Source organism: Aeromonas sp. R2-4, assembly GCF_040908365.1.
Lineage (GTDB): Bacteria > Pseudomonadota > Gammaproteobacteria > Enterobacterales > Aeromonadaceae > Aeromonas > Aeromonas veronii.
In genome coordinates, this window is the sequence record NZ_JBFODO010000052.1 from 1 (window position 1) to 24353 (window position 24353).

Below are 24353 nucleotides of genomic sequence, written 5' to 3' on the forward strand. Positions count from 1 at the left end.
AACCAACCAACCAACCAACCAACCAACCAACCAACCAACCAACCAACCAACCAACCAACCAACCAACCAACCAACCAACCAACCAACCAACCAACTCGCCCCAGCCAATCCATTATCGACATCCCAACCTGTGACTCTGTATTGATGGGCCCCTGTGATAACAAGAGCACGCTCCATCACCTCCTATCCCCTACCCGCAACGAATTACCCTGACGGGCAGATGTGAGCAGTCAACGCCATCTCAAGAGCTAAAGGTGTGATAAACAGGATACGCGGAGCCTCGCTAACGCAATGCAGCAGAACTGCGACTGGCGTACGTGCAGGGCCAACCGACTGGCAGAGACAGAGCAATGATAATTCGCAGAGAAAGCGGGAAAGATTGTCAGTGAAGAGAATTGTTGCGCCGATTGCTCAACCGACACATCAGCAGTTGCCACGATGCAAAGATAAAAAAATGGCAGCCATCAGGCTGCCATCGGGAGAGCACGATTCAGCGATCAGAGGGTCGCAGCGACTTCATCGGAGATGGAGCCGTTGTGGTAAACCTCTTGCACGTCGTCCAGATCTTCCAGCATGTCGATCAGACGCATCAGCTTGGGTGCAGTTTCTGCATCCAGCTCAGCTTCGGTGGAGGGGATCATGGTCACTTCGGCGCTCTGGGCCTTGAAGCCGGCAGCTTCCAGACCATCCAGCACGGTACCGAAGTCGTTCGGGGTGGTGTACACCTCGATGGTGCCATCCTCTTCGGTGACCACGTCATCGGCGCCCGCTTCCAGCGCGGCATCCATCAGGGCATCTTCGTCCACGCCCACGAAGGTCAGCAGACCTTTCTTGCTGAACAGATAGGCTACGGAGCCGTCGGTGCCCAGGTTGCCACCGCACTTGCTGAAGGCGTGACGCACTTCGGCTACGGTACGGTTACGATTGTCGGTCAGGCACTCTACCATCACGGCAGAGCCAGCCGGGCCGTAACCTTCGTACACGATGGTCTCGAGCTGTTCGCCATCGCCACCACCGGCGCCACGCTGAATGGCACGGTTGATGGTGTCGCGGGTCATGTTGTTGGTCAAGGCGGCAGTCACCGCAGCGCGCAGACGCGGGTTGTTGGCGGGATCGGCATCACCCAGACGCGCGGAGGTAGTGATTTCGCGGATCAGCTTGGTGAAGATCTTGCCACGCTTGGCGTCCTGAGCGGCCTTGCGGTGTTTGATGTTGGCCCATTTACTGTGACCTGCCATAGAGACTCTCCGTTATTTTTAAATGTCAGTAACACTGATCATGACTAACCCAAGGGAAACACAGAGGCCGCACGGCGGCGGCCTCCGGTGCCGGTATCGGCTTACTCGTCGCCCTTGACGGTGGTTGCAATCGCCAGCTCACCCAGCTGGGCGGCGTTGGCAAGGCTGGGGGCGTCTGTCATCAGACAGGCGGCCGCGGTCGTTTTCGGGAAGGCGATGACGTCCCGAATGTTTTCGGTGCCGGTCAGCAGCATGCTGAGACGGTCCAGACCGAAGGCCAGACCGGCGTGCGGCGGAGTACCGTACTTCAGCGCATCCAGCAGGAAGCCGAACTTCAGGCGCTGCTCGGCCGGGGTGATACCCAGGATATCGAACACGGTGGATTGCATCTCGCTGTTGTGGATACGCACAGAACCGCCACCCACTTCGTAGCCGTTGATCACCATGTCGTAAGCGTTGGCGTAAGCACCCACAGGGTTGGCTTTCAGCTCGGCCGGGCTCATGTTGCTCGGCGCGGTGAACGGGTGGTGCATGGCGGCCAGACCACCTTCACCATCTTCCTCGAACATCGGGAAGTCGATGACCCACAGCGGTTTCCAGCTGTTCTCCAGCAGGCCCAGATCGCGACCCACTTTCAGACGCAGAGCGCCCATGGCATCGCAGACCACTTTCTTGCTGTCAGCGCCAAAGAAGATGATGTCGCCGTCGGCAGCGCCGGTACGAGCCAGGAGCTCGCGCACGATAGCGTCAGAGAGGAACTTGGCAACCGGAGACTGCACGCCTTCGATACCATTGGCGGCTTCGTTGACCTTCATCCAGGCCAGGCCCTTGGCACCGTAGATGCCGACAAACTTGGTGTATTCGTCGATCTGCTTGCGAGAGAGCTCGGCACCGCCCGGGACTTTCAGGGCAGCCACACGGCCTTTCGGATCGTTGGCGGGGCCCGCGAACACGGCGAACTCGACAGCGGTCAGCAGATCAGCCACATCAACCAGCTCCATTGGCAGACGCAGGTCCGGCTTGTCGGAGCCGTAGCGACGCATGGCTTCGTCGAAGGTCATGATCGGGAAGTCGCCCAGATCCACGTTCAGGATGTGCAGCCACAGTTTGCGGATCATCTCTTCCATCACTTCACGCACTTGCGGCGCTGTCATGAAGGAGGTCTCCACATCGATCTGGGTGAATTCCGGCTGGCGGTCGGCACGCAGGTCTTCGTCACGGAAGCACTTGACGATCTGGTAGTAGCGATCGAAGCCGGACATCATCAGCAACTGCTTGAACAGCTGGGGTGATTGCGGCAGAGCGTAGAACTTGCCCTTGTGCACGCGGCTCGGCACCAGATAGTCACGGGCACCTTCCGGGGTGGCCTTGGTCAGCATCGGGGTCTCGATATCGAGGAAGCCGTGCTCGTCCATGAAGCGGCGTACGAAGGCGCTGGCCTTGGCACGGGTCTTCAGGTACTTGGCCATCTCGGGACGACGCAGATCCAGGTAACGATACTTGAGGCTGATCTCTTCGCTGTTGACCTGATTGAAGTCCAGCGGCAGCGGCTCGGCACGGTTGATGATGTTGAGTTCGTGGGCGAACACTTCGATGGCGCCAGTGGCCATGTCGCTGTTGCGCTGGGACTCGGGACGGGTGCGCACCACGCCGGTCACCTGGATGCAGAACTCGCCGCGCAGCTCGGAGGCCAGGGCGAACGCCTCCGGCTTGTCCGGATCGAAGAACACCTGAACGATCCCTTCCCGGTCGCGCATATCGATAAAGATCAGACCGCCGAGATCACGACGACGATGAACCCAACCGCACAATGTAATGGTCTGCCCTGCATGGGCCTCATTGACCTGTCCGCAATAGATAGAGCGCATGGACTTCTTCCTTCGAAATTGTAGAGAGACGGTTAACCTTGGGCCGCCGGGCACGACTGGCAAGCACCGTCTGTCTCACAGCTGGCCAGATTCTTTTTCTTACCCGGTTTGAAATCAGTCTCGTACCATCCGGTTCCCTTGAGCCGGAAGCCTGCCGCCGATATCAGCTTGACCAGATTCGGCTTGCTACAGGCCGGACAGTCGGTCAGGGGGGCATCGGAAAGCTTTTGCAGTTTTGCCAATTCATGGCCACAGACGTCGCAACGATATTCGTAGATAGGCATGGGTCACAAGAAATTGAAAAACAAAAGGGCTGGCATTATAGAGGAAAACCCCCTTTTGGGTAAAATGGCCAGCAGCCTCCTTTCGCCAGTTTTTTGCACTCGATGGCAAAAAGCGGGTAAAAAATCGGCACGAATGCACCAAGAGCGAAGAGAATAGCCATCATGAGCCTCTATTTGGGCCTGCCGCAGTGGTCCCACCCCAGCTGGCCCGGCCAGTTGCTGGGCCTTGGCGCCAAGCCTGCCGAACACCTCGCCCACTATGCCACCGTATTCAATTCGGTGGAGGGCAACACCACCTTCTACGCCCTGCCGACACCGGACACTGTACAGCGCTGGGCCGATGCGGTGCCCGATCACTTTCGTTTCAACTTCAAATTTCCGCAAGCCATCAGCCACCAGAGCGATCTCGTGAGCGCAGACAAGCAAGTAGCCGACTTTATCAAGCTGCTTGCGCCGCTGCACGACAAGCTGGGGCTGCTCACCCTGCAGTTGCCCGCCCGTTTCGGGCCACAGGGGCTGGCCAGACTGGCGGCCTTCATTGATCGGCTGCCACGGGCGTTTCGCTACGCCCTCGAAGTGCGTCATCCTGATTTCTTCGCCAAGGGGGAGGCCGAGCGGGCATTGAACCGGCTGCTGATGGAACAGGGAGTGAACCGGGTGATGCTCGACAGCCGGCCACTCTTCTCGGTGCCAGCAACCACGCCAGCCCTTGTCGATGCCCAGGGCAAGAAACCACGCCTGCCGGTGCATCTGCTGGCCACCGCCAACGCCCCCATGGTGCGCTTTATCGGCCTGCCGGATCCGGCGGCCAATCACCCCTTCCTGCCCAGCTGGCTCCCCCACTGGCGCCAGTGGCTTTCCGAGGGCAAGGATCTCTACCTCTATATACATACTGCCGACAACGCCCAGGCACCTGAGCTGGCCCGCCAGATCACCCGCTTGCTGGAGCAGGAGATGGCCCCCTGGCCGGGGGAAAACGATCGCGCACGGCAGGGAGTGCTGCGCTTTTAGCCAACCTATTCTGCCGCCATCGTTTCACTGCAAAAAAAGTGCTTTTTTGTGGCGTGGCAAGCCCTGGCGTCAAGACAAACGGCCACCAATCCTCTACACTAGCGCCCCAAGTAAGGGTCCGGAACATGGCCCGTACGAACAGGAACGGTCCAAAGGATTTCACGACCAGCCACCCCGTTCGTAAACAGGTGATAAATCTACTCTGATGGGTGTCACCCAACGACTCAATTGAACAATACAGCCGGGTGATGTCCCGACTGTCAGGTTGCGCCAGCATGCATACCAAAGATCAAATTTTTGCCGCCCCGATCGCCCGATTGGGAGACTTCTGTTTTGACGAACAGGTCGTCGACGTTTTTCCCGATATGATCCAGCGCTCGGTGCCGGGTTACAGTAACATCATCTCTGCCATCGGCATGATGGCAGCCCGCTACGCCCAACCCGAGAGCCGACTCTATGATCTCGGCTGCTCACTGGGCGCCGCGACCCAGGCGATGCGTCGCCATGTCAGCCAGCCCGGCTGCCACATCACCGCAGTGGATCTCTCCCACCCGATGATCGAGCGCGCCCGCGCCCACCTCTCCGGTTTCAAATCCGAGGTGCCAGTGGAGCTGGTGGAAGCAGATATCTGCGACATCGATATCGAGAACGCCTCCGTGGTGGTGCTCAACTTCACCCTGCAATTTGTCGAACCAGAGAAACGGGCCGCCCTGATCCAGCGCATTCACGATGGTCTGCGCCCGGGCGGGATCCTGATCCTGAGCGAAAAGTTCCGCTTCGAAGATGAACCGGTCAACGAGCTGCTCATCGATCTGCATCTCGACTTCAAGCGGGCCAATGGCTACAGCGAGCTGGAGATCAGCCAGAAACGCACTGCCCTTGAGAACGTGATGCGCACCGACAGCCTGCCGGTGCATCAGGCACGCCTGCGGGATGCCGGTTTCGTCCATCAGGATCTCTGGTTCCAGTGCTTCAACTTCGGCTCCATGATTGCCATCAAATCCAGCGACGCCCAGACATGATCGACTTTGCCAATTTCTATCAACTGATTGCCAAAAACCGGCTGAGCCACTGGCTGCATACCCTGCCCGCCCAGCTGCACGCTTGGCAACATGACAACCAGCATGGCGACCTGCCGCGCTGGAATCGTGCCCTCAACAAGCTGCCAGTGGTCTCCCCCGGCAACATCGAGCTGAAAAGCCGGGTCGAGATTGACTCGGCCGAGAGCCTTGGCGAAGGGGAGCGCAAGAAGGTCGAAAGCCTGCTGCGCCACTTCATGCCCTGGCGCAAAGGGCCGTTCACCGTACACGGCATCCATATCGATACCGAGTGGCGATCTGACTGGAAGTGGGATCGGGTGCTGCCCCATATCAGCCCGCTCGAAGGCCGTTACGTGCTGGATGTGGGCTGCGGCAGCGGTTACCACCTCTGGCGCATGGTGGGTGAAGGGGCTCGGCTTGCAGTCGGCATCGACCCGAGCCCGCTGTTCCTCTGCCAGTTCGAGGCCATTCGCCACTTCGCAGGCAATGATCAGCGCGCCCACCTGCTGCCGCTCGGTATTCAGGAGCTGCCGGAGCTGCGTGCCTTTGATACCGTATTCTCCATGGGGGTGCTCTATCACCGCAAATCCCCCATCGAGCACATCGAGCAGCTGCGCAATCAATTGAAAGATGATGGCGAGCTGGTGCTGGAGACGCTAGTGATTGACGGCGGGGTCAACGACGTGCTGATGCCCACCGACCGCTACGGCAAGATGCGCAACGTCTGGTTTATTCCCTCAAGCCGCGCCCTCAAGCTGTGGGTCGAGCGCTGCGGCTTCACCGACGTGCGGATAGTAGACGAGAATATGACCAGCACCGACGAACAGCGTCGTACCGACTGGATGATTAATGAATCCCTGAGTGACTATCTGGATCCAGACAATCCGGCACTCACGGTAGAAGGACACCCGGCGCCGAAACGTGCCGTACTGATTGCCCGCAAGGCCAAAGACTAGCCGATGGCGATTCAGGAAGTTACACTGACCCAATTCCAGGAAGCACAGTTAAATGAATGACATGAAAAGCAAATTAAAAGGAATGACCCTGCTCTCCCTGCTTAGTCTCGGCGGGTGTGTCAATATGGAAAAAGCGCCTCAGGTCCCTGCTCTGACGCTGGCCGAGCTTCGTAGCGAGCTGAGCCAGAGCGAGCAGCGCCTGCAAACATCCATGGAACAGCAACAGAAGCAGTATGTGCAGCAACAGCACCTGCTGGTTCAGCTCAACACAGATGTCACCAATATGAAAGAGTCCGTCAAGCAAGTAGACCACAAGCTCGCCACCCTCCCCTCCGAGCCGCCCAAGCCGATGGCCATCCCCACCGAGAAGTGCCCGGCCCCCAATCAGGGTCACACCATCGATGGCAAACTGATGGTCGGTGAAGCCGAGTGGATCTGGGTTGATGCAGCCAACGACGCCTTCCAGGCGCGGGTCGATACCGGTGCGACCACCTCCTCCATCAGTGCGCAGGAGATCACCATTTTCGAGCGCAACGGCAAAAACTGGGTGCGCTTCTTCCTGAGCCATCAGGAAGTGGACGACAAGATCCAGATCGAAGCGCCGCTGGTGCGCCATGTGCGGGTGCGTCAGGCCTCTGCCGACGATCTGGACCGCCGTCCGGTAGTGCGTCTGGCCGTGCGCATTGGCGACATGACCGAGAAAGCCGAATTTACCCTGAAAGACCGTAGCGACATGACCTTCCCTGTGCTGCTGGGTCGCGAATTTTTGAAAGACATCGCCGTGGTTGATGTGGCCCGCGAATATATCCAACCCAAACCCAAGCTCAAGGATGTGAAATAATCCATGGTTTCCCGTAAGCCGTTCTATTTGCTGGTAGCCCTGCTGTACATTGTCGGCCTGGGGATGACGATCTATCACCATATCGCGTTGGATGTACCCCTGACGCCCGGTGAAAAGCGCCAGATCTGGTCCATCGAAGCCAAGCTGGAGTTCGAGGCGACCGGTGAGCCGGTGATCGCCTCTCTGGCCATCCCGGGCACCCAGCCCGGTTTCACCCTGATGAACGAGAACGCTGCCAGCCCAGGCTACGGCCTCTCCTTTGTCGAGAAAGATGGCGATGCCCGCGCCGAGTGGTCCATCCGCACCGCCTCTGGCCGTCAGGAGCTCTACTACCGCGTCGACATGATGGCAGATGCCCATGCCAAACCAGCCGCCAATCCGCAGCCGCCTGCCATCGAGAAGCAGATCGAGAGTGAGCCTTACGCCACCGCGATGAAGCAGATCCTCGAGCGGGCACAGGAGCGCTCTGCCGATGGCTACACCCTGACTCGCGAGATCATCAAAGAGATCGAGAAGCAGGAGCAGAACGCCGAGCTGCTGAAAAAGCACAAGAGCCGCGCCAACCTGATCGCCGAGCTGCTCAACAATGCTGACGTCCCCACCCGCGTGGTGCATGCCCTGAATCTGGAAGATGGCCGCCGTCGTCAGGAACTGGTGGATTACCTGCAGGTATTCAACAGCCCGACCGACTACAAGCTGTTCAACCCGCAAACCGGTGAACAGGGTCGTCCGGCCAACCTGCTGCTGTGGGAATATAACTCCGGCGCCCTGCTGGACGTGACCGGTGGTCACAACTCCCGTGTCAGCTTCTCGATGATCGAGCAGGAGCAGCCGGTTAGCGTGGCACTGGCGCAGAAGTTCGAAAAATCAGAGATGATGAACTTCTCAATCCACAGCCTGCCGCTGGAAGAGCAGACCCTGTTCAAGGGCTTGCTGCTGATCCCGATCGGCGTGCTGATGGTGGTATTCCTGCGGGTTCTGGTGGGGATCAAGACCTCAGGTACCTTTATGCCGGTGTTGATCGCGGTCGCCTTTATCCAGACCTCGCTGGTCACCGGCCTCATCGGCTTCCTGCTGATCGTCGGCACCGGTCTCATCATCCGCTCCTATCTGTCTCGGCTTAACCTGCTGCTGGTCGCCCGAATATCGGCCATCATCATCATGGTTATCTCGATGATCGGCATCTTCTCCGCGTTCGCCTTCAAGCTGGGGCTGACCGACGGTATGAAGATCACCTTCTTCCCGATGATCATCCTCTCCTGGACCATCGAACGGATGTCCATCCTGTGGGAAGAAGAGGGCCCGAAAGAGGTGTTCCGCCAGGGCGGCGGCTCTCTGCTGGTGGCCGTCATCGCCTATCTGGCCATGGATAACGAGCTTATTCGTCACCTCACCTTCAACTTCCTCGGCCTGCAGCTGGTGCTGATGGCGACCGTGCTGTTGATGGGTAACTACACCGGCTACAAGCTGAGCGAACTGAAGCGTTTCAAGCCGCTGGTGGACGAGATGAAATCTGGCGTCACCCCGGGTAAGGACAAGTAACCGATGTGGTTCTGGGAAAAATACACCACCCCGTGGAGCCTGTCCCAATCAGGCATCCTCGGCATGAACAAGCGCAACCACTCCTACATCAGCCGCTACAATCCGCGCAGCCTCTATCCGCTGGTGGATGACAAGCTGCAGACCAAGCAAATTGCGCTGGATGCAGGCGTTACCGTGCCTGAGCTGATCGGTACCATCCGTGCCCAGCACGATGTGGGTCGCATCACCGAGCTGGTAAAAGATTGGCCGGGCTTCTGCATCAAGCCGGCTCGTGGCTCGGGCGGCAAGGGGATCCTGGTGATCCTGCGTCAGGAAGATGGCCTCTTCTATAAACCCAACGGCAGCGCCTCCAACGGTCAGGATCTGGAGCGCCATGTCTCCAACATTCTGGCGGGGCTCTATTCGCTTGGCGGCAAGCCCGACGTGGCACTGGTGGAAGGCCTCATCAACTTTGATGATGTGTTCGACGGCTACTCTTTTGAAGGGGTACCCGATGCCCGGGTCATCATCTTCAAGGGGTTCCCGGTGATGGCGATGATGCGCCTCTCCACCGCCGCCTCTGACGGCAAGGCGAACCTGCACCAGGGCGCCGTGGGGGTGGGTCTGTGCCTGCGTACCGGTCGTGCCCTGCGGGCGGTGCAGTTTGGCAATCCGCTGCGCCACCATCCGGATACCGGCCTCGATCTCTATGAGCTCAAGGTCCCACACTGGGATACCCTGCTAACTCTGGCCGCCTCCTGCTACGAGATGTCGGGTCTAGGTTATATCGGTACCGATATGGTGCTGGACAAGTTCCGCGGCCCCATGCTGCTGGAGCTCAACGCCCGTCCCGGTCTTGCCATCCAGATCGCCAACGGTCGCGGCCTGGTGCCCAATCTCAAGACTATCGAGAAGCTGGGCCAGGTGAAGATGAACGTGGAGCAGCGGGTCAATTTCGCCAAGGATCACTTCGGGATCTTTGAGGAATAACACCTCCGCTTGTGAACTAAGCGCGCCTATGGCGCGCTTTTTTTATGGCGATTGTCTGTCGGCATATCCCCCCACCCAGCCATTCGGATCAGCACCTCATTTCGAAACAACGAGTACGCCAGCGAACGGCAGCTTGGAGTAGCAAGGAGAGCGATGGAACGATGGAACGATGGAACGATGGAACGATGGAACGAGAAGAGTGTGACCGCAATGTCAGAGGATGGATAAATCTCAGGTATAAAAAAACCGGCGCCAAGACGCCGGTTCTTCAAGGAGAGTACGACTCGATTACAGGGAGTCAGCATTCTCGGACAGGTACTTGGCAACGCCGTCCGGAGAGGCTTGCATACCTTTTTTGCCTTTTTCCCACTGAGCCGGGCACACTTCGCCGTGCTCTTCGTGGAATTGCAGGGCATCGACCATGCGCAGCATCTCGTCGATGTTGCGGCCCAGCGGCAGATCGTTGACAACCTGGTGACGAACGACACCGTTCTTGTCGATCAGGAAGGAGCCACGGAACGCCACGCCGGCTTCCGGATGCTCAACGTCATAGGCTTTGCAGATTTCGTGTTTCACGTCGGCGATCAGCGGGTACTTGACCTGACCAATACCGCCATCTTCCACTTTGGTGTTGCGCCATGCGTTGTGGGAGAACTGGGAATCGATGGAAACACCGATCACTTCCACGCCACGCTTCTGGAACTCTTCATAACGGTGATCGAAGGCAATCAGCTCGGACGGGCAGACGAAGGTGAAATCGAGTGGATAAAAGAAGACAACGGCAGCTTTGCCTTTGATGTGGGATGACAGGTTGAATGAATCAACGATCTCGCCATTACCCAGAACAGCTGCGGCGGTAAAATCGGGTGCGGGACGGCCTACCAATACCATATTCAATTCCTCTTTATGTGAAGTGAACAATCCGGTGAGGATTGGGCTACCTAGAGCCAAGTCCATCTAATTCAAGCGACAAACTATAGACCCGGTGGTAGATTAGTTAAATCAAATTAAATAGATAGCATTAATCGGGTTTTTCTATGCAACGTTGGCCCAGCCTCAAACAGCTGCAATATCTGGTCGCTCTCGATGAGCACAAGAACTTCAACCGCGCCGCCAAGGCCTGTCATGTCAGCCAGTCGACCCTGAGTACCGGGATCCAGACGCTGGAGGACATGATGAACCTGCAATTGGTGGAGCGGGACCACAAGAGCTTCATTATGACCCCGGTCGGCATGGAAATCGTCGAGCGCGCTCGCAATTTGCTCTCCGATGCGCGGGATCTCATGGAGCTCGGGCAACATCAGGGCGGCGTGATGCAGGGGACGGTACGTCTTGGCTGCATTCCCACCATCGCCCCCTTCCTGCTGAGCAAGCTGCTGAAAGAGTGCAGCAAAACCTATCCTGACCTCGAATTGTTGCTGCGTGAAGACACCACCAGCAATCTGCTCAAGCAGCTGGAACAGGGTCAGCTCGACTTGCTGATCCTCGCCCTGCCCATCGAGATCGGGGGATTTCACTGCAAGACCGTCGGCCAGGATCCGTTCCACATGGTGATGCCCGCCAGCATGGCGGCCGGTCTGCATACCCCGTTCGACTACAAGGAGCTGCCCAACCAGAGCATCTTTCTGCTGGAGCGGGAGCACTGCCTCACCGAGCACGCAGTAAGCGCCTGCCGCCTGCGGGACAAGAGCAAGATCAACCCGTTCGCCGCCACCAGCCTGCACACCCTGGTGCAGATGGTGGAAGCGGGTCTTGGCACCACCTTCCTGCCGCAGATGGCCATCGATGCCGGCATTCTTGCCAACTCCGATCTGGTGGCCATCCCGCTGCCGGGAGAGACCTCCTATCGCGAGATTGGGCTGGTCTGGCGCCCTAGCACCACCCGGGTACAGACCTTCTACAAACTGGCCGAGCTGCTTAAACCGCTGATCAGCCACAACGAGTGACAACAAACGCCAGCCCTCGGGTTGGCGTTTTTCAGTTCCCCGCCACATTTTTCCTCTCGGAGACTAGGTCTGGAGCCAGATCCCTGTTTATGATGGAAAAGTTGTCGCGTGCCCTCCTGCCCCCAGAACGATTTGGCAGGATATAGCGTTCGATAAATGTCTCGTTTGGTAGACCCGTCCGTGGAGAGAGCCCGATGTATCGCAAGCTGCTGCTATCCCTGCTGACTCTGCTGCTGGCCGCCTGTTCCAGCACGCCGGAGCCGCCTCCGGCCCCCCGGCAGAGCAGTGCCTTTGATGGCTTCTACCAACAATGGCGCGGTGTTCCCTACCGCATGGGCGGCGCCAGCCGCGCCGGGCTAGACTGCTCCGCCTTCACCCAGCTCGCCTACAGTCAGGTGCTGGGCTTCAACCTGCCAAGAACCACCGAATCTCAGGCCAGCATTGGCAAACCGGTGGATCGCTACCGGCTGCAACACGGGGATCTGGTCTTCTTCAAGACCGGCTGGCAACAGTACCATGTCGGGGTCTACACAGGTGCCGGCGAGTTTATTCACGCCTCCACCAGCAAGGGAGTGATCCGCTCCCGCCTCGACAACGTCTACTGGAACAGTCGCTACTGGCAGGCGCGTCGGGTGACCCAGTAACCGGCCACACGCCTGCTCGTGACACAAGTTGCGTGCCGATACTCTCCGTCAATCCCTGTCGCGATGTCGGGACACACAACCCGCGCTTATAACTCAATTGGACCCAAAGCCTGCATATCACACCATTTTGTGATAAGGTGGTGGCCAATTTTTAACACTTTTGCCTTTTTCTCATACGCTCTCTGTCCTGATTGACAACACGCGCGGCGATAACAAGCAGCGCGCGGCGAAAGTGGAGTGTGGCGCAACACTGCCGGACGGGTGTCCCACAGCTGCAGTATCAAGGGTTAAATAGATAAGGAGATCGTGCAATGAAACAGTATCAAAGCTGGCTGGGGCAATACCTGATGAGTCGCCGTGACGGTGACCACGCTATGGCATGCGAGATGGCGAGTTCCATCTGCGAGTTCTGGCAGCAGCAGGGTGATGAAAACGAACTGGACAAGTGGCAGCAGATTTACCAGAACCATCTGGAAAAGACCACCTGATCCCGACCGTTGCCTTGCTGCCAGCCACGGTTGGCAGCAAGGCCACTCGCGACCAACCACCATCAGCCAACCCCTCTCCCCCAATTTTCCCGCTACGTTAAACCGCTACCTTCGTTCACTCGCGCTTTACCATCTTCATTTTGCTCTTGCGCACCGGCCTCTGTTCATTCCATCTCGGCAGCCATTTCCTGCGCCCAGTCGATAAAGGCCTGGATCTTGGGACACGCCCGATTGGGCAGGGTCGCCATGTAATAACGCTGCTCGCACTTGATCTCCAGCCCGGCAAAAGGGGCCACCAGCTCGTTGCGTGCCAGTCGCTTGCTCACCAGATTCTTGCGCCCCATGGCGATCCCGGCGTGATTCATGGCGGCGATGATGGCGAGATCCGAGCGATCAAAACCCATGCTCAGCTGGCATGCCTCGAGGCTGACCCCGGCGTGGTGAGCCCAGCTGCTCCATTCGTCAGTATCCGAGTCAAATCCCCATGCCTGCCGATCATGAAGCAGACGGCACAAGGACAAGTTGGCGGGATTGCCGACAAGCCCGTGCTGCTCGGCATATTCCGGGCTGCAGACCGGCAGCATAAACTCATCCATCAGCGGGTGGATGGCAAGCCGCTCCGGGCTCTTCTCATCGAAATAGAGGGTCAAATCGATGCCATAACCATGCAGGTTGATGTTCTCGTTACCGGTGATGATATTGAGCTCGATCTGCGGATGCAGGCGGGAGAAATCAGCCAACCTGGGCACCAGCCAGCACTGGGCGATGGAGGGACGCGAATAGATGGTCAGGGTACCGGAGAGCTCCTGATTCTTGATCTCCAGGATCTCCTGATTGATGAACTCCAGCGAGGATTTGAGCGCCCAGAACACCCGCTGCCCATCCGCCGTCAGTACCACCTTGCGGTGAAAACGCTCAAAGAGCTTGAACCCCAGCTCCTCTTCCAGCGCGCTGATCCGGTGACTCACGGCACTGGGGCTCAGCGACAGCTCATCGGCCGCCATGGCAAAGGATCCGTGGCGGGCGGCCGCCTCGAAGGTGTGCAACTTGGCCAACTGGTAGCCGCTCAACAGCTTGTTGCGAGATATGTAATTATCCCCGTTATACATTCATCCCCCTCTTCGCAATGGCCGCCGATGATACACCCACAGGCCACCTCCAGGATGAAACCAAAAGACCCAAAGAGTGTGATTTCGATAAATTGTGACCAATGTAGCGCCTTTGCATCACCTCATCTCACCCAAGTGGTCGATTTCATCATTTGTCAGCCCCGCCTCATTTTCATTCAATAAGCGCATAAACAATCACACACAACAGATGTCGAGGCGCAGTATGAGTTCAGAGGTATGGGTCATCGCTACCTTGCTAAGTAGCATCGTTCTTATCGTGGTTACCATAGTGAAGGGCAAGGTGCATCCTTTCCTTGCCCTGCTGCTGGCGAGCTTCTATGTCGGCACCCTGATGGGGATGGAGCCCCTCAAGATGGTCAGCGCCATGGAAGATGGCATTGGCGGCACGCTAGGCTTTCTCGCCGCCGTCATCGGTCTTGGCACCATACTCGGCAAGATGATGGAGGTGTCAGGGGCGGCGGAGCGCATCGGCCTCGCCCTGCAGAAATGCCGCTGGCTCTCGCCACAGGTCATCATGGTGCTGGTCGGTCTGGTGTGCGGCATCACCCTGTTTGTCGAAGTGGGGGTAGTGCTGCTGATTCCGCTTGCCTTCTCCATCGCCCGCAAGACCAACACCTCGCTGCTCAAGCTGGCCATTCCGCTCTGCACCGCCCTGATGGCCGTGCACTGCATAGTGCCGCCCCACCCGGCAGCCCTCTACGTCACCAATCAGCTGGGGGCTGACGTCGGCTCGGTTATCGTCTATGGCCTCGCGGTCGGCCTCTTTGCCTCGCTGGTGGGCGGTCCGCTGTTTCTGAAGCTGCTGGGTAACCGGATTCCATTCAAGGAGGTACCCGCTGCCTTTGCCGACATCAAGGCCCGCGATGAGGCAACTCTCCCGACCTTAAGCGCCTCGCTCTTTACCGTGCTGCTGCCCATCATGCTGATGCTGGCCAAGACGGTCGCCGAGCTCAATATGGAGCATGCCAGCCACCTCTACACCGTGCTGGAGTTTATCGGCAACCCCATCACCGCCATGTTTATCGCCGCCTTCACCGCCTACTACGTGCTGGGGATCCGCCAGCAAATGAAGATGGAGGGACTGCTTAACAAGACCGAGGAGTGCTTCTCCTCCATCGCCAACATTCTGCTCATCATCGGTGCGGGTGGCGCCTTCAATGGGGTGCTCAAGGCAAGCGGCCTGGGCGATAGCCTGGCCACCATCCTCTCCCAGCTGGATATGCACCCCATTCTGCTCGCCTGGCTGGTTGCCATCGTGCTGCACGCCGCTGTGGACTCCGCCACCGTCGCCATGATGGGCGCCACCGCCATCGTCTCCCCCATCATGGTGCACTACCCGAACATCAGCCCGGAGATCATGACCCTGGCCATCGGCTCCGGTGCCATTGGCTGCACCATGGTGACTGACTCTCTGTTCTGGCTGGTCAAGCAGTATTGCGGCGCCACCCTGAACGAAACGCTCAAGTACTACACCACCGCCACCTTGGTCGCCTCCCTGATGGCGCTAGCCGGTACCTTCCTGCTCTCCTTTATCGTGTAACAAGACCGAGAACACTATGAAAAACATCGACGTACAACAGCTCACAGAGCAATTTCCACTGGTGCAATCCCTGATCGCGCTTGAGCCAGTCACCTGGTTCAACCCCAACACCACCACTCTGGCTGCCGGTCTGCCCTATGTGGGGCTCGATAACAACAATGTGGCGGACGCTTCCGCTCGGCTGGCCCGCTTCGCCCCCTACATGTGCGAAGCCTTCCCCGAGACCCGCGCCAGCAACGGTATTCTGGAGTCCGAGATCGCCGCCATTCCGGCGATGCAGGCTACGCTCAACCGGCGCTACGGGGTTGAGGTCACCGGTCGACTGCTGCTGAAAAAAGACAGTCATCTGCCCATCTCCGGCTCCATCAAGGCGCGAGGCGGTATCTACGAGGTGCTGACTCACGCCGAACAGTTGGCGATCAAGGCGGGACTGCTCTGCGAAGAGGATGACTACCGCAAGCTCTTTAGCGACGAGTTTCGCCAGTTCTTCAGCCAGTACAGCATCGCGGTAGGCTCCACCGGCAACCTTGGCATGTCCATCGGCATCATGAGCGCCAAGCTCGGCTTTACCGTCATCGTCCACATGTCAGCCGATGCGCGGGAGTGGAAGAAGCGCAAGCTGCGTGAACACGGTGTCATCGTGGTCGAATATGCCGAAGATTACGGGGTGGCGGTGGAACAGGGGCGCAAAGAGGCCGAACGCGACCCCAACTGCTTCTTTATCGACGACGAGAACTCCCGCACCCTGTTCCTCGGCTACTCGGTGGCGGGCGAGCGGGTGAAAAAGCAGTTCGACCAGATGGGTATCAAGGTGGATGCCGACCACCCGCTGTTTGTCTACCTCCCCTGCGGCGTGGGTGGCGGCCCGGGTGGCGTGGCCTTTGGTCTCAAACTCGCATTCGGGGATAACGTCCACTGCTTCTTCGCCGAGCCCACTCACTCCCCCTGCATGTTGCTGGGGGTCCACACCGGATTGCACGATGCCATTGCGGTGCAGGATCTGGGCATCGACAACCTCACCGCAGCCGACGGCCTCGCGGTAGGACGCGCCTCCGGCTTCGTCGGCCGTGCCATGGAACGGCTGCTTGATGGCTTCTACACCCTGAGCGATCAGGAGATGTATGACCTGCTGGGGCTGCTGGCACGCGATGAACAGATCACACTCGAACCTTCTGCTCTGGCGGGTATGGCCGGCCCGTGGCGGGTGGCTGCCAATCCCGAGTGGCTCACCGGGCGCGGTTTCGATGCCGCAACCATGGCACAGGCCACCCATCTGGTGTGGGCCACCGGCGGTGGCATGGTGCCCGCCGAGGAGATGGCAAAGTACCTGGCCAGCGCCAAGATCTAGGCTGTTTTGCCACATTTATCTGCAAATAAACCCGCCATCGCGGCGGGTTTTCTGTTTTGGGAACAAAGGGATGGGGCAGTTCTGTCGCAATCCATGGCGACAATTTCCCCAAGTTGGTCAGTTTGTGCTAAGATGGCGCTCATTTTTTGACATCTCGCGTCACGTTCGCCGCCAGATTGCCCATCGGGCTCTCTGCCCGGGTCGTGACTTTGCACCATCATGCCTGATGATGTTTCCCCCAGGATGAGCCGACAGGCTCCCGTCAAGGTGGGCACCCTCAAGGGCACATGAGATAAGGAGATCGGGTAATGAAACAATATCAAAGCTGGCTGGGAGATTATCTGATGAGCCGACGTGACGGAGATCACGCGATGGCTTCGGAACTTGCCAACACCATCTGCGCCTTCTGGAAGGCCCAGGGTGATGAAGCAGAAACCAGCAAATGGCAGCAACGCTATCAGCAACACGTAGAGCAGGCGCAATAAGCCCCTTCACTCTTTCGCGATAAAAAAACCGGCGCACATGGCGCCGGTTTTGCGTTTCTGGCAAGCAGCAAATTACATCTGGTCGATCATGTCCTGAGCAAACTGGGAGCAGGAGCGCAGGGTGGCCCCTTCCATCAGACGCTCGAAGTCATAGGTGACGGTCTTGTTGCGGATCGCCGCTTCCATCCCCTTGATGATGAGATCGGCCGCGTCAACCCAGCCCATGTGGCGCAGCATCATCTCGGCGGAGAGGATCAGCGAGCCCGGGTTGACCTTGTCCTGACCGGCATACTTCGGCGCAGTACCGTGGGTCGCCTCGAACAGGGCCACGCCGTCACCGATGTTGGCACCCGGCGCGATACCGATACCGCCTACCTGAGCGGCCAGCGCGTCGGAGATGTAGTCGCCGTTGAGGTTCATACAGGCGATGACGTCATACTCGGCCGGACGCAGCAGGATCTGCTGCAAGAAGGCATCGGCGATGACATCCTTGATGACGATGGTCTTGCCGGTTTTCGGGTTCTTGAAGGAGCACCAGGGGCCGCCGTCGATCAGCTGGGCACCGTACTCGTTCTGGGCCAGAGCATAACCCCAATCCTTGAAGGCACCTTCGGTGAACTTCATGATGTTGCCCTTGTGCACCAGGGTCACTGAGTCGCGATCGTTGTCGATGGCATACTCGATGGCGGCACGCACCAGACGCTCGGTACCGGCTTTGGACATCGGCTTGATGCCGATACCGCAGGACTCGGGGAAGCGAATTTTCTTCACGCCCATCTCGTTTTGCAGGAAGGCGATCACCTTGTTTGCTTCGGCGCTGTCGGCCTTCCACTCGATACCGGCGTAGATGTCTTCGGCGTTTTCACGGAAGATCACCATGTCGGTCAGATCAGGACGTTTCACCGGGCTCGGGGTGCCGTCGTAGTAACGTACCGGACGCAGGCAGATGTAGAGATCCAGCTCCTGACGCAGGGCTACGTTGAGGGAGCGAATACCGCCACCGACCGGAGTAGTCAGCGGGCCCTTGATGGCCACGCAATATTCACGAATGAAATCCAGGGTTTCGGCCGGCAGCCAGGCACCTTCACCATAGACATGAGTCGACTTCTCGCCGGTATAGATCTCCATCCAGGCGATCTTGCGCTCGCCCTTGTAGGCTTTCTCGACCGCAGCATTCACCACATTCAACATGGCCGGGGTTACGTCAACACCGATGCCATCCCCTTCAATAAACGGAATGATCGGATGGTTGGGAACCTGCAGCTTGCCGTTGGCATCGACTGTGATTTTCTGACCTTGGGTCGGGATTACTACTTTGCTTTCCATCGGCATCTCCTAACTTCCGTTTGTTATCAACTTGTTTGTTGCGCGCGGCCATCTTAGCCCATTCATTTTCATAATAAAACGACAAGAAAGCATGTCAGACCAAAGAGGTAGCCACCCGCCAGTGCGCCGTCACCACGCCTTCCCGACACAGCCCCGTTATCCCTCCAGCTCGCTGGCCGCCGCCTGCGGCTGACTCAGGGAACGGTACTGGGAAGGGGTCAAGCCGGTCTTCTGTTTGAACACCCGGCAGAAGTAGTTCACGTCGGTAAACCCGCAGCGATTGGCGACCTCTTCGAGACGGAAGCGATACTTTTTCAGCATGAACTTGGCCCGCTCCAGCCGCACCCAGCTGATGTAGTCCGCCAGCCGCATGTGCCCCTGCTGGCGAAACAGACGTGAGAGGTGGCTGGGGGAGAGATTGAAGCGGGCGGCGATGCATTCGCGGCTGATGGGGCGGTGGAAATTTTCCTGAATGTAGATGCAGATGCCATGAAAAAGATCGGAGCCACGAGGACGACCGCTCTCCGACTCCACCAGCAACTGCCGTGAATAACTTAGCAGCGCCTGCAGCAGGTGATTGTCCATCGGTGCCCTTATCGGCTCCTGCGCAAGGGTGTTGAGGGAGAGCAGGATATGATCGAGCGCCCGTCCGGCACCGGCCTGAATACTGTGCTTCTGCACATCGAAGAAGCCGGTGTCTCCCTTGTGCTTGCTCACCAGACTGAACCCTATCTGACGCTTGCCGAACAACAGGCTGAGCACGGAACAGTCATTGTCCCAATCCGGCTTGTTCCAGCCGTTAGGGGGAATGTACATCGCCTCCCGCGGCCCCATCTGTACCGACTGCACATCCCCTTCCGGGGACCAGATCTGGTTGAGATAGTGGCCACTGAATACCAGCTCGAGACGCGGAAAATTGACCTGATAACTGAAGCAGGGAGGCACCCCTTTGTCAGAGGCAAACAACACCTTCTCAAAGCCTCCCCCCTCACTTAGAAAGCCGTCCAACAGCTGGGTAAAGATGATACTCATGAATGATCCTGATCAAGATGCAGAGAGCAACCGATTGCGGTGCGCTGCCCCTGCCATGCTATAGTCCGCGCCAGACTGAAATTCCCAAAAAATCGTTCTGATACAAGGAGCCATCCATGAGCTACCCGCCGTTTTTTCTAATGTGCAACCCGATCCAGGATTATGTCTGGGGCAGTCGTGACTCCCTGACCACGCTGTTTGGCATCAAAAATCCCGAAGGCAAACCACAAGCTGAACTGTGGATGGGCGCTCACCCCAATGGCTGCTCCGAAGTGACCCTGGCAGGCGAGACCGTGAAGCTTTCCAGCCTGATTGACGCCAACCCCGTCGCCATGCTGGGCGAAGCTACCCAGGCTCGTTTCGGCTCACTCCCCTTCCTGTTCAAGGTGCTCTGCGCCGAGCAAGCCCTCTCCATTCAGGTACACCCGAGCAAGGCACAGGCCGAAGCCGGTTTTGCCAGAGAAGAGGCCGCAGGCATTGATATCAAGGCGAGCAACCGCAACTACAAGGATCCGAACCACAAGCCGGAGCTGGTCTTTGCCCTCACCCGCTATCAGGCGATGAACGGCTTTCGCGCCATCCCTGCCATCCTGGCCCTGTTCGATCGCATGGCGCTGCCCGCACTGGTCGACCTGACCGCGGCGCTTCGCCAGTCACAGGATGAAGCTGGCCTGCAGCACTTCTTCCACCAGTTGCTGATCCTCAGCGGTGATCGCAAGGACGAGGCGCTGGCTGGCCTGCTGGCCTATGCAGCCGCCCATCAGGATGAAGAGACTTTCGCCACCATCAGCAAGCTGGCCAACCAGTACCCGGGGGATGTGGGGCTCTTCTCGCCGTTGCTGCTCAACGTGGTAACACTTGAGCCGGGTCAGGCGATGTTCCTCGATGCCCAGACCCCCCACGCCTACATCCACGGCACTGGCCTCGAGATCATGGCCAACTCCGACAACGTGCTGCGTGCCGGTTTGACCCCCAAATACATGGATGTGCCGGAGCTGCTGGCCTGCACCAGCTGTGTCGCCAAACCGGACGACCAGATCCTGCTCACCCCTCGCATGGAAGGCACAGTACAGCACTTCGACGTGCCGGTACCGGATTTCACCTTCAGCGTATATGGCGCAGGCGAACATGCCCTCACCACCGGCAATGCCGAGATCCTGTTCGCCATCGATGGGGCCATAACCCTCATTGGCCAGGATGGCGAGCGTCTGACACTGACCATAGGGCAATCTGCATTTGTACCCGCCAGCACCGGCGATTATCGCGTGACGGCTGAAGGGCGTTTTGCCCGCGCCAGCAACCGCTGATCCTGGTGGGCCATCGGCTCATCACCCTCTGTTCAAAGGGCCCAGCATGGCCCTTTTTTTCAGCTCATCTGACCATGTGGAGCCCGGTACGACTCACAAAATCGGTCATTTAACTCAACATCGAAGAATAACACGCTGACTTATAATGATTAATATCATTTAGCCTCCCTGGTCACGCCACCCTGCAGTTATGCGAGCCAGCTCACACCCTTCCCCACACGTCATAAAAATCCAGTTAATGCCATTTTTTTCCTCTGTCCTAAGATATTAATCAACGAAATAATAGAAACCGTTAATTTACAGGCAGCAGGAAAAACATTTAAGAGCATTTATATATTCCAGATGTAACACAGCTCAGCCACTTATTTCATAAGTGTAAGGGGCGATTTTTAAATCAGGCTATAGGTGCCTGTTATTTTTCTGCGCATTTATTTTTCCGCCTGTATGGCCAGAACGTTTTCACTATCCATTTTATCTGGCTGATATTCCCCCCGTCACCATCTTTATCCAGTGACAGTCGGGGTAATACATGAAGATGGCTATCTCAGCCGGCAGATATTCATTGGCTGGCCCGGCATTCTGCATTATCTGTTTTTATATGTTCGATACCCTACTTTCATTAACCTGTGGCGACAAATATGAAACTGAAACGTTCCCTGCTCGCGTGTGCCGTACTGGCTGGCCTGGTTGGTATATCCGGTTGTCAAAATGACTCGGATACCGCTGTCGATAACAATAAAGAGACTAACGTCTCCCGTTACGTCAATCCGTTCATCGGCACAGGTAATTTGGGCAACACCTATCCTGGTGCCACTACCCCGCATGGCATGGTGCAACTGTCGCCCAATAATGGGGCCAATGGCTGGGAATATATCTCCGGCTATTACTACCACGACAACCGCCTCGCCGGGTTTTCCCACACTCACCTCTCGGGGGCCGGAGCTGGAGATCTCAACGATATTCTGGTGATGCCGATCAACTCACGCTCCAATTTCATGCTGAACGAGGGGTCGGCCTCACTGAATCTGGAGGCCTCCCGCTACAGCCACAAGGATGAAGAGGCAACAGCGGGCTACTACAAGGTCAATCTGAAGGATTACGGGATCAAGGCCGAGCTGACCGCCTCGGATCGAGTGGGTGTTCATCGCTACACCTTCCCGCAAGATAAAAAATCGGAAATCGTGGTCAACCTCGGCTTCAAGGTCAACTGGGACTACACCTCCGACTCCTATCTGAAATGGGACAAAACCCACAACCGGATCGAGGGCCATCGCTTCTCTGACGGCTGGGCCCCCAGCCAGAAAGAGTTCTTCGTGATGGAGTTCGACCAGCCCATCAAAAACATCCGCTTCGCCTACTTTGACAAAGACCAAAACCGCTATCTGGACCTGCCGGAAGGCACCACCGAGATCGGCAACGAGACCCGTGGCAAATATCAGTACGCGCGTGCCTATGTGGAATTTGATACCGCGGCGGCGGGCTTGGTCGTCGAGGCCAAGGTAGCCCTCTCCAACGTCGAGATCGGCCGGGATGGCAACGCTGGCGCCTCACTCAACATGACCGAAGTGGCCAATATGTCGTTTGACGATGTCCGTCAGGCTGCGACCCAAAAATGGGAAAAGGAGCTGGGCAAGGTCCGGGTCAGTGGGGATGAGGAGTACAAACAGACCTTCTATACCGCGCTCTACCACACCTATCTGGGCCAGACCATTCACTCTGATCTGGACGGACGCTACCGCCAGGTGCATCAGGGGCGCAACGCCTATCCGGATGGCAACACACCGTGGGGCGAGCAGATCGATACCCTCAAGGAGTCGGTTCGCACCGCCGATGCCAACCGGGATGGCAAAGCGGACTTTACCCGTTACGACACCTTCTCCCTGTGGGACACCTATCGCGCAGTACAACCCCTCTCGTCACTGCTGGAGCCGGATCGCCTCGCCGATGTGGTGCTCTCCATGCTCTCCTACGCCGAGGAGGAGTGGATGGACGATCTGGGCAACCTGCGCAAGGGCAGATTGCCGGAGTGGACCTTCAAGGGTAACGAGACCGGCATGATGATGGGGATGCACTCCACGCCGGTGATCCACGACGTGCTCTCCAAAGGCTCGCTGGACAGACGGATGATCGCGCTGGGCTTCAGTGATGCGGAACGTCAGGAGATCAAGGAACGACTGGTGACAGCCATGATCACCGACGCCCGCGCAGCCACCAGCCAGGGGGTTGCCTGGATCAAGGAGTACGAGCAGCAAGGCTATGTACCTGCCCAGTTGCATGACACGCCTCCTGCCAATGACTGGGAATCACACTCTCCCTTCAAGGATGCCTGGACCTCATCCTACTCGCTGGAGTACTCCATGAATGACTGGGCGATCGCCCAATCGATCAAGGCAGTATTTGGCGAAAGTGACCCCCGCTATCAGGAGTTTGCCGATCGATCCAAGAACTGGCAGGCGCAGTTTGACTTTGGCGGCAAGCAGTACAAGGGGTGGTTCAAGGCCCGCGACTACGCTGGCAACTTCATTGATGCCGGTTGGGTAGACCCGAAAACCGGCCGGGCAGTGGGCAAGGATTGGCGCCCCGACATGTTCAACTGGTCATTCGCCGAGTCCAACGGTTGGCAATACGCCTTCAGCGTTCAACATGACATTCATGGCCTGGTCGATCTGATGACCCGGTTCGACCAGACCCAGAATCCTCAGGCCAAACGGGGCGAACTGTTTGCCAAACGGCTGGACGAGTATTGGAGCACCTATCCGGATCGCAACGCTGGCGACAACCAGTTCCCGGTATTCAACACCGGCAACGTGGGACAGCATGTGCAGGGCAACGAGCCCGATATCCATGTGCCCTACCTCTACAACTACGTAGGACAGCCCTGGAAGGGACAGGCCGCCATCGTGGCAGCCACCAACGTCTGCTACAAGAACACCCCTGACGGCATCTGTGGCAACGATGACTTTGGCACCCTCTCTGCCTGGTTCGTGTTCCGGGCGCTGGGCTTCTTCCCGGTCAATGCCTCCTCCGGCATCTACGAGATTGGCACCCCCATGTTCGAAACCGCCTCGCTCGATGTGGGTGCGGGCAAGCAGTTCACCGTCACGGCCCAGAATGTCAGCCGCGACAACATCTACATCCAGTCCGCTCGCCTCAATGGCAGCGAGTTCAATCGCAGCTACCTCACCCATGAGGAAATCCTCAGTGGCGGCAAGCTTGAATTCGTGATGGGCGATAGCCCCAACCAGAACTGGGCCAGCCAGCCGGAAGATCTGCCGCCCGCGCAAGGTATCGGCTCCTTCCTGCACGAAGGCGACCTGCCTGCCGGTTCCCGTTAATCACCTGTTCGGGGGAGGACTTC

The 24353-nt window shown here is 58.0% G+C and carries 21 protein-coding genes and 2 pseudogenes; 16 read left to right on the plus strand and 7 right to left on the minus strand.

What is annotated here, in order from left to right; all coding sequences use genetic code 11:
* Window positions 1-59, plus strand: a pseudogene (locus AB5Z05_RS18940) (PT domain-containing protein); the annotation flags it as partial.
* Window positions 46-213: pseudogene (locus tag AB5Z05_RS18945) on the plus strand (PT domain-containing protein); the annotation flags it as partial. The pseudogenes AB5Z05_RS18940 and AB5Z05_RS18945, both read left to right, overlap by 14 nt.
* A gap of 284 nt (window positions 214-497) precedes the next feature.
* Here AB5Z05_RS18945 and AB5Z05_RS18950 read toward each other — a convergent pair.
* From AB5Z05_RS18950 to AB5Z05_RS18960, 3 genes are all read right to left on the minus strand, one after another.
* Window positions 498-1238, minus strand: coding sequence for a YebC/PmpR family DNA-binding transcriptional regulator (locus AB5Z05_RS18950; RefSeq protein WP_005337681.1), 741 nt, complete (start codon window positions 1236-1238; stop codon window positions 498-500).
* Window positions 1239-1339: 101 nt separating this feature from the next.
* Window positions 1340-3106 carry an aspartate--tRNA ligase gene (gene aspS, locus AB5Z05_RS18955; protein ID WP_368152762.1) on the minus strand — a complete coding sequence of 589 codons (1767 nt, stop codon included), beginning with the start codon at window positions 3104-3106 and terminating at the stop codon, window positions 1340-1342.
* A 32-nt stretch (window positions 3107-3138) separates the two neighbouring features.
* Window positions 3139-3390 carry an FmdB family zinc ribbon protein gene (locus AB5Z05_RS18960; RefSeq protein ID WP_005337686.1) on the minus strand — a complete coding sequence of 84 codons (252 nt, stop codon included), beginning with the start codon at window positions 3388-3390 and terminating at the stop codon, window positions 3139-3141.
* Window positions 3391-3552: 162 nt separating this feature from the next.
* Here AB5Z05_RS18960 and AB5Z05_RS18965 point away from each other — a divergent pair, with 162 nt between their 5' ends.
* The 6 genes from AB5Z05_RS18965 (at window position 3553) to AB5Z05_RS18990 (ending at window position 9749) form a co-directional block, all read left to right on the plus strand.
* The gene (locus AB5Z05_RS18965) at window positions 3553-4401 is read left to right on the plus strand and encodes a DUF72 domain-containing protein (protein WP_368152764.1); all 849 of its coding nucleotides are present in this window, start codon (window positions 3553-3555) and stop codon (window positions 4399-4401) included.
* 275 nt (window positions 4402-4676) lie between these two features.
* Window positions 4677-5423: a carboxy-S-adenosyl-L-methionine synthase CmoA gene (gene cmoA, locus AB5Z05_RS18970; RefSeq protein ID WP_368152766.1), complete on the plus strand. Its 747-nt coding sequence runs from the start codon at window positions 4677-4679 to the stop codon at window positions 5421-5423.
* Entirely contained in the window at window positions 5420-6397 is a 978-nt protein-coding gene (cmoB, locus tag AB5Z05_RS18975; protein ID WP_368152768.1) for a tRNA 5-methoxyuridine(34)/uridine 5-oxyacetic acid(34) synthase CmoB, read from the plus strand. Before cmoA ends, cmoB begins: the two co-directional genes overlap by 4 nt.
* 52 nt (window positions 6398-6449) lie before the next feature.
* The gene (locus AB5Z05_RS18980) at window positions 6450-7238 is read left to right on the plus strand and encodes an ATP-dependent zinc protease (RefSeq protein WP_005337698.1); all 789 of its coding nucleotides are present in this window, start codon (window positions 6450-6452) and stop codon (window positions 7236-7238) included.
* Between the two features lie 3 nt (window positions 7239-7241).
* Window positions 7242-8780 carry an inactive transglutaminase family protein gene (locus tag AB5Z05_RS18985; RefSeq protein ID WP_005337699.1) on the plus strand — a complete coding sequence of 513 codons (1539 nt, stop codon included), beginning with the start codon at window positions 7242-7244 and terminating at the stop codon, window positions 8778-8780.
* Window positions 8781-8783: 3 nt separating this feature from the next.
* Entirely contained in the window at window positions 8784-9749 is a 966-nt protein-coding gene (locus AB5Z05_RS18990) for an alpha-L-glutamate ligase-like protein (protein WP_005337700.1), read from the plus strand.
* Window positions 9750-10037: 288 nt separating this feature from the next.
* Here the strand turns inward: AB5Z05_RS18990 and AB5Z05_RS18995 are convergent, their stop codons facing one another.
* Window positions 10038-10640 (minus strand): peroxiredoxin C, encoded by a 603-nt coding sequence (locus tag AB5Z05_RS18995; RefSeq protein ID WP_005337701.1) that lies wholly within the window; start codon window positions 10638-10640, stop codon window positions 10038-10040.
* 146 nt (window positions 10641-10786) lie between these two features.
* Between AB5Z05_RS18995 and AB5Z05_RS19000 the strand changes: the two genes are divergently transcribed.
* The 3 genes from AB5Z05_RS19000 to AB5Z05_RS19010 all read left to right on the plus strand — a co-directional run bounded on the left by AB5Z05_RS19000 (window position 10787) and on the right by AB5Z05_RS19010 (window position 12827).
* Window positions 10787-11695, plus strand: coding sequence for a hydrogen peroxide-inducible genes activator (locus AB5Z05_RS19000; RefSeq protein WP_005337702.1), 909 nt, complete (start codon window positions 10787-10789; stop codon window positions 11693-11695).
* A gap of 194 nt (window positions 11696-11889) precedes the next feature.
* The gene (locus tag AB5Z05_RS19005) at window positions 11890-12339 is read left to right on the plus strand and encodes a C40 family peptidase (RefSeq protein ID WP_005337703.1); all 450 of its coding nucleotides are present in this window, start codon (window positions 11890-11892) and stop codon (window positions 12337-12339) included.
* A 311-nt stretch (window positions 12340-12650) separates the two neighbouring features.
* Window positions 12651-12827: a hypothetical protein gene (locus AB5Z05_RS19010; protein ID WP_005337704.1), complete on the plus strand. Its 177-nt coding sequence runs from the start codon at window positions 12651-12653 to the stop codon at window positions 12825-12827.
* Between the two features lie 164 nt (window positions 12828-12991).
* Here the strand turns inward: AB5Z05_RS19010 and dsdC are convergent, their stop codons facing one another.
* Window positions 12992-13936, minus strand: coding sequence for a DNA-binding transcriptional regulator DsdC (gene dsdC / locus AB5Z05_RS19015; protein WP_368152770.1), 945 nt, complete (start codon window positions 13934-13936; stop codon window positions 12992-12994).
* A gap of 223 nt (window positions 13937-14159) precedes the next feature.
* Here dsdC and dsdX point away from each other — a divergent pair, with 223 nt between their 5' ends.
* From dsdX to AB5Z05_RS19030, 3 genes are all read left to right on the plus strand, one after another.
* Entirely contained in the window at window positions 14160-15497 is a 1338-nt protein-coding gene (gene dsdX / locus AB5Z05_RS19020; protein WP_368152772.1) for a D-serine transporter DsdX, read from the plus strand.
* A gap of 16 nt (window positions 15498-15513) precedes the next feature.
* Window positions 15514-16845 (plus strand): D-serine ammonia-lyase, encoded by a 1332-nt coding sequence (locus AB5Z05_RS19025; protein WP_368152774.1) that lies wholly within the window; start codon window positions 15514-15516, stop codon window positions 16843-16845.
* A gap of 308 nt (window positions 16846-17153) precedes the next feature.
* A complete protein-coding gene (locus tag AB5Z05_RS19030; RefSeq protein ID WP_005337712.1) occupies window positions 17154-17330 on the plus strand; it encodes a hypothetical protein in 177 nt (58 codons plus the stop codon).
* Between the two features lie 72 nt (window positions 17331-17402).
* Here the strand turns inward: AB5Z05_RS19030 and icd are convergent, their stop codons facing one another.
* Entirely contained in the window at window positions 17403-18656 is a 1254-nt protein-coding gene (gene icd, locus AB5Z05_RS19035) for an NADP-dependent isocitrate dehydrogenase (RefSeq protein WP_368152776.1), read from the minus strand.
* A gap of 156 nt (window positions 18657-18812) precedes the next feature.
* Window positions 18813-19688 (minus strand): AraC family transcriptional regulator, encoded by an 876-nt coding sequence (locus AB5Z05_RS19040; RefSeq protein ID WP_005347181.1) that lies wholly within the window; start codon window positions 19686-19688, stop codon window positions 18813-18815.
* Window positions 19689-19804: 116 nt separating this feature from the next.
* On the opposite strand from AB5Z05_RS19040, the gene manA reads away from it, so the two are divergent.
* Entirely contained in the window at window positions 19805-20995 is a 1191-nt protein-coding gene (gene manA / locus AB5Z05_RS19045) for a mannose-6-phosphate isomerase, class I (RefSeq protein WP_368152778.1), read from the plus strand.
* Window positions 20996-21633: 638 nt separating this feature from the next.
* Window positions 21634-24330 (plus strand): GH92 family glycosyl hydrolase, encoded by a 2697-nt coding sequence (locus AB5Z05_RS19050; protein WP_368152780.1) that lies wholly within the window; start codon window positions 21634-21636, stop codon window positions 24328-24330.
* The last annotated feature ends 23 nt before the right edge of the window (window positions 24331-24353 follow it).

Excerpts from the sequence above, each read along its gene's own strand:
- AB5Z05_RS19040 (WP_005347181.1), bottom strand. The coding sequence starts at position 19,688 with ATGAGTATCATCTTTACCCAGCTGTTGGACGGCTTTCTAAGTGAGGGG.
- AB5Z05_RS18990 (WP_005337700.1), top strand. The coding sequence starts at position 8,784 with ATGTGGTTCTGGGAAAAATACACCACCCCGTGGAGCCTGTCCCAATCA.
- AB5Z05_RS18995 (WP_005337701.1), bottom strand. The coding sequence starts at position 10,640 with ATGGTATTGGTAGGCCGTCCCGCACCCGATTTTACCGCCGCAGCTGTT.
- AB5Z05_RS19050 (WP_368152780.1), top strand. The coding sequence starts at position 21,634 with ATGAAACTGAAACGTTCCCTGCTCGCGTGTGCCGTACTGGCTGGCCTG.
- dsdX (WP_368152772.1), top strand. The coding sequence starts at position 14,160 with ATGAGTTCAGAGGTATGGGTCATCGCTACCTTGCTAAGTAGCATCGTT.
- manA (WP_368152778.1), top strand. The coding sequence starts at position 19,805 with ATGAGCTACCCGCCGTTTTTTCTAATGTGCAACCCGATCCAGGATTAT.
- icd (WP_368152776.1), bottom strand. The coding sequence starts at position 18,656 with ATGGAAAGCAAAGTAGTAATCCCGACCCAAGGTCAGAAAATCACAGTC.
- AB5Z05_RS18980 (WP_005337698.1), top strand. The coding sequence starts at position 6,450 with ATGAATGACATGAAAAGCAAATTAAAAGGAATGACCCTGCTCTCCCTG.
- dsdC (WP_368152770.1), bottom strand. The coding sequence starts at position 13,936 with ATGTATAACGGGGATAATTACATATCTCGCAACAAGCTGTTGAGCGGC.
- cmoA (WP_368152766.1), top strand. The coding sequence starts at position 4,677 with ATGCATACCAAAGATCAAATTTTTGCCGCCCCGATCGCCCGATTGGGA.
- AB5Z05_RS19025 (WP_368152774.1), top strand. The coding sequence starts at position 15,514 with ATGAAAAACATCGACGTACAACAGCTCACAGAGCAATTTCCACTGGTG.
- cmoB (WP_368152768.1), top strand. The coding sequence starts at position 5,420 with ATGATCGACTTTGCCAATTTCTATCAACTGATTGCCAAAAACCGGCTG.
- AB5Z05_RS18965 (WP_368152764.1), top strand. The coding sequence starts at position 3,553 with ATGAGCCTCTATTTGGGCCTGCCGCAGTGGTCCCACCCCAGCTGGCCC.
- AB5Z05_RS19005 (WP_005337703.1), top strand. The coding sequence starts at position 11,890 with ATGTATCGCAAGCTGCTGCTATCCCTGCTGACTCTGCTGCTGGCCGCC.
- AB5Z05_RS18950 (WP_005337681.1), bottom strand. The coding sequence starts at position 1,238 with ATGGCAGGTCACAGTAAATGGGCCAACATCAAACACCGCAAGGCCGCT.
- AB5Z05_RS19030 (WP_005337712.1), top strand. The coding sequence starts at position 17,154 with ATGAAACAATATCAAAGCTGGCTGGGAGATTATCTGATGAGCCGACGT.
- AB5Z05_RS18985 (WP_005337699.1), top strand. The coding sequence starts at position 7,242 with ATGGTTTCCCGTAAGCCGTTCTATTTGCTGGTAGCCCTGCTGTACATT.
- AB5Z05_RS19010 (WP_005337704.1), top strand. The coding sequence starts at position 12,651 with ATGAAACAGTATCAAAGCTGGCTGGGGCAATACCTGATGAGTCGCCGT.
- aspS (WP_368152762.1), bottom strand. The coding sequence starts at position 3,106 with ATGCGCTCTATCTATTGCGGACAGGTCAATGAGGCCCATGCAGGGCAG.
- AB5Z05_RS18960 (WP_005337686.1), bottom strand. The coding sequence starts at position 3,390 with ATGCCTATCTACGAATATCGTTGCGACGTCTGTGGCCATGAATTGGCA.
- AB5Z05_RS19000 (WP_005337702.1), top strand. The coding sequence starts at position 10,787 with ATGCAACGTTGGCCCAGCCTCAAACAGCTGCAATATCTGGTCGCTCTC.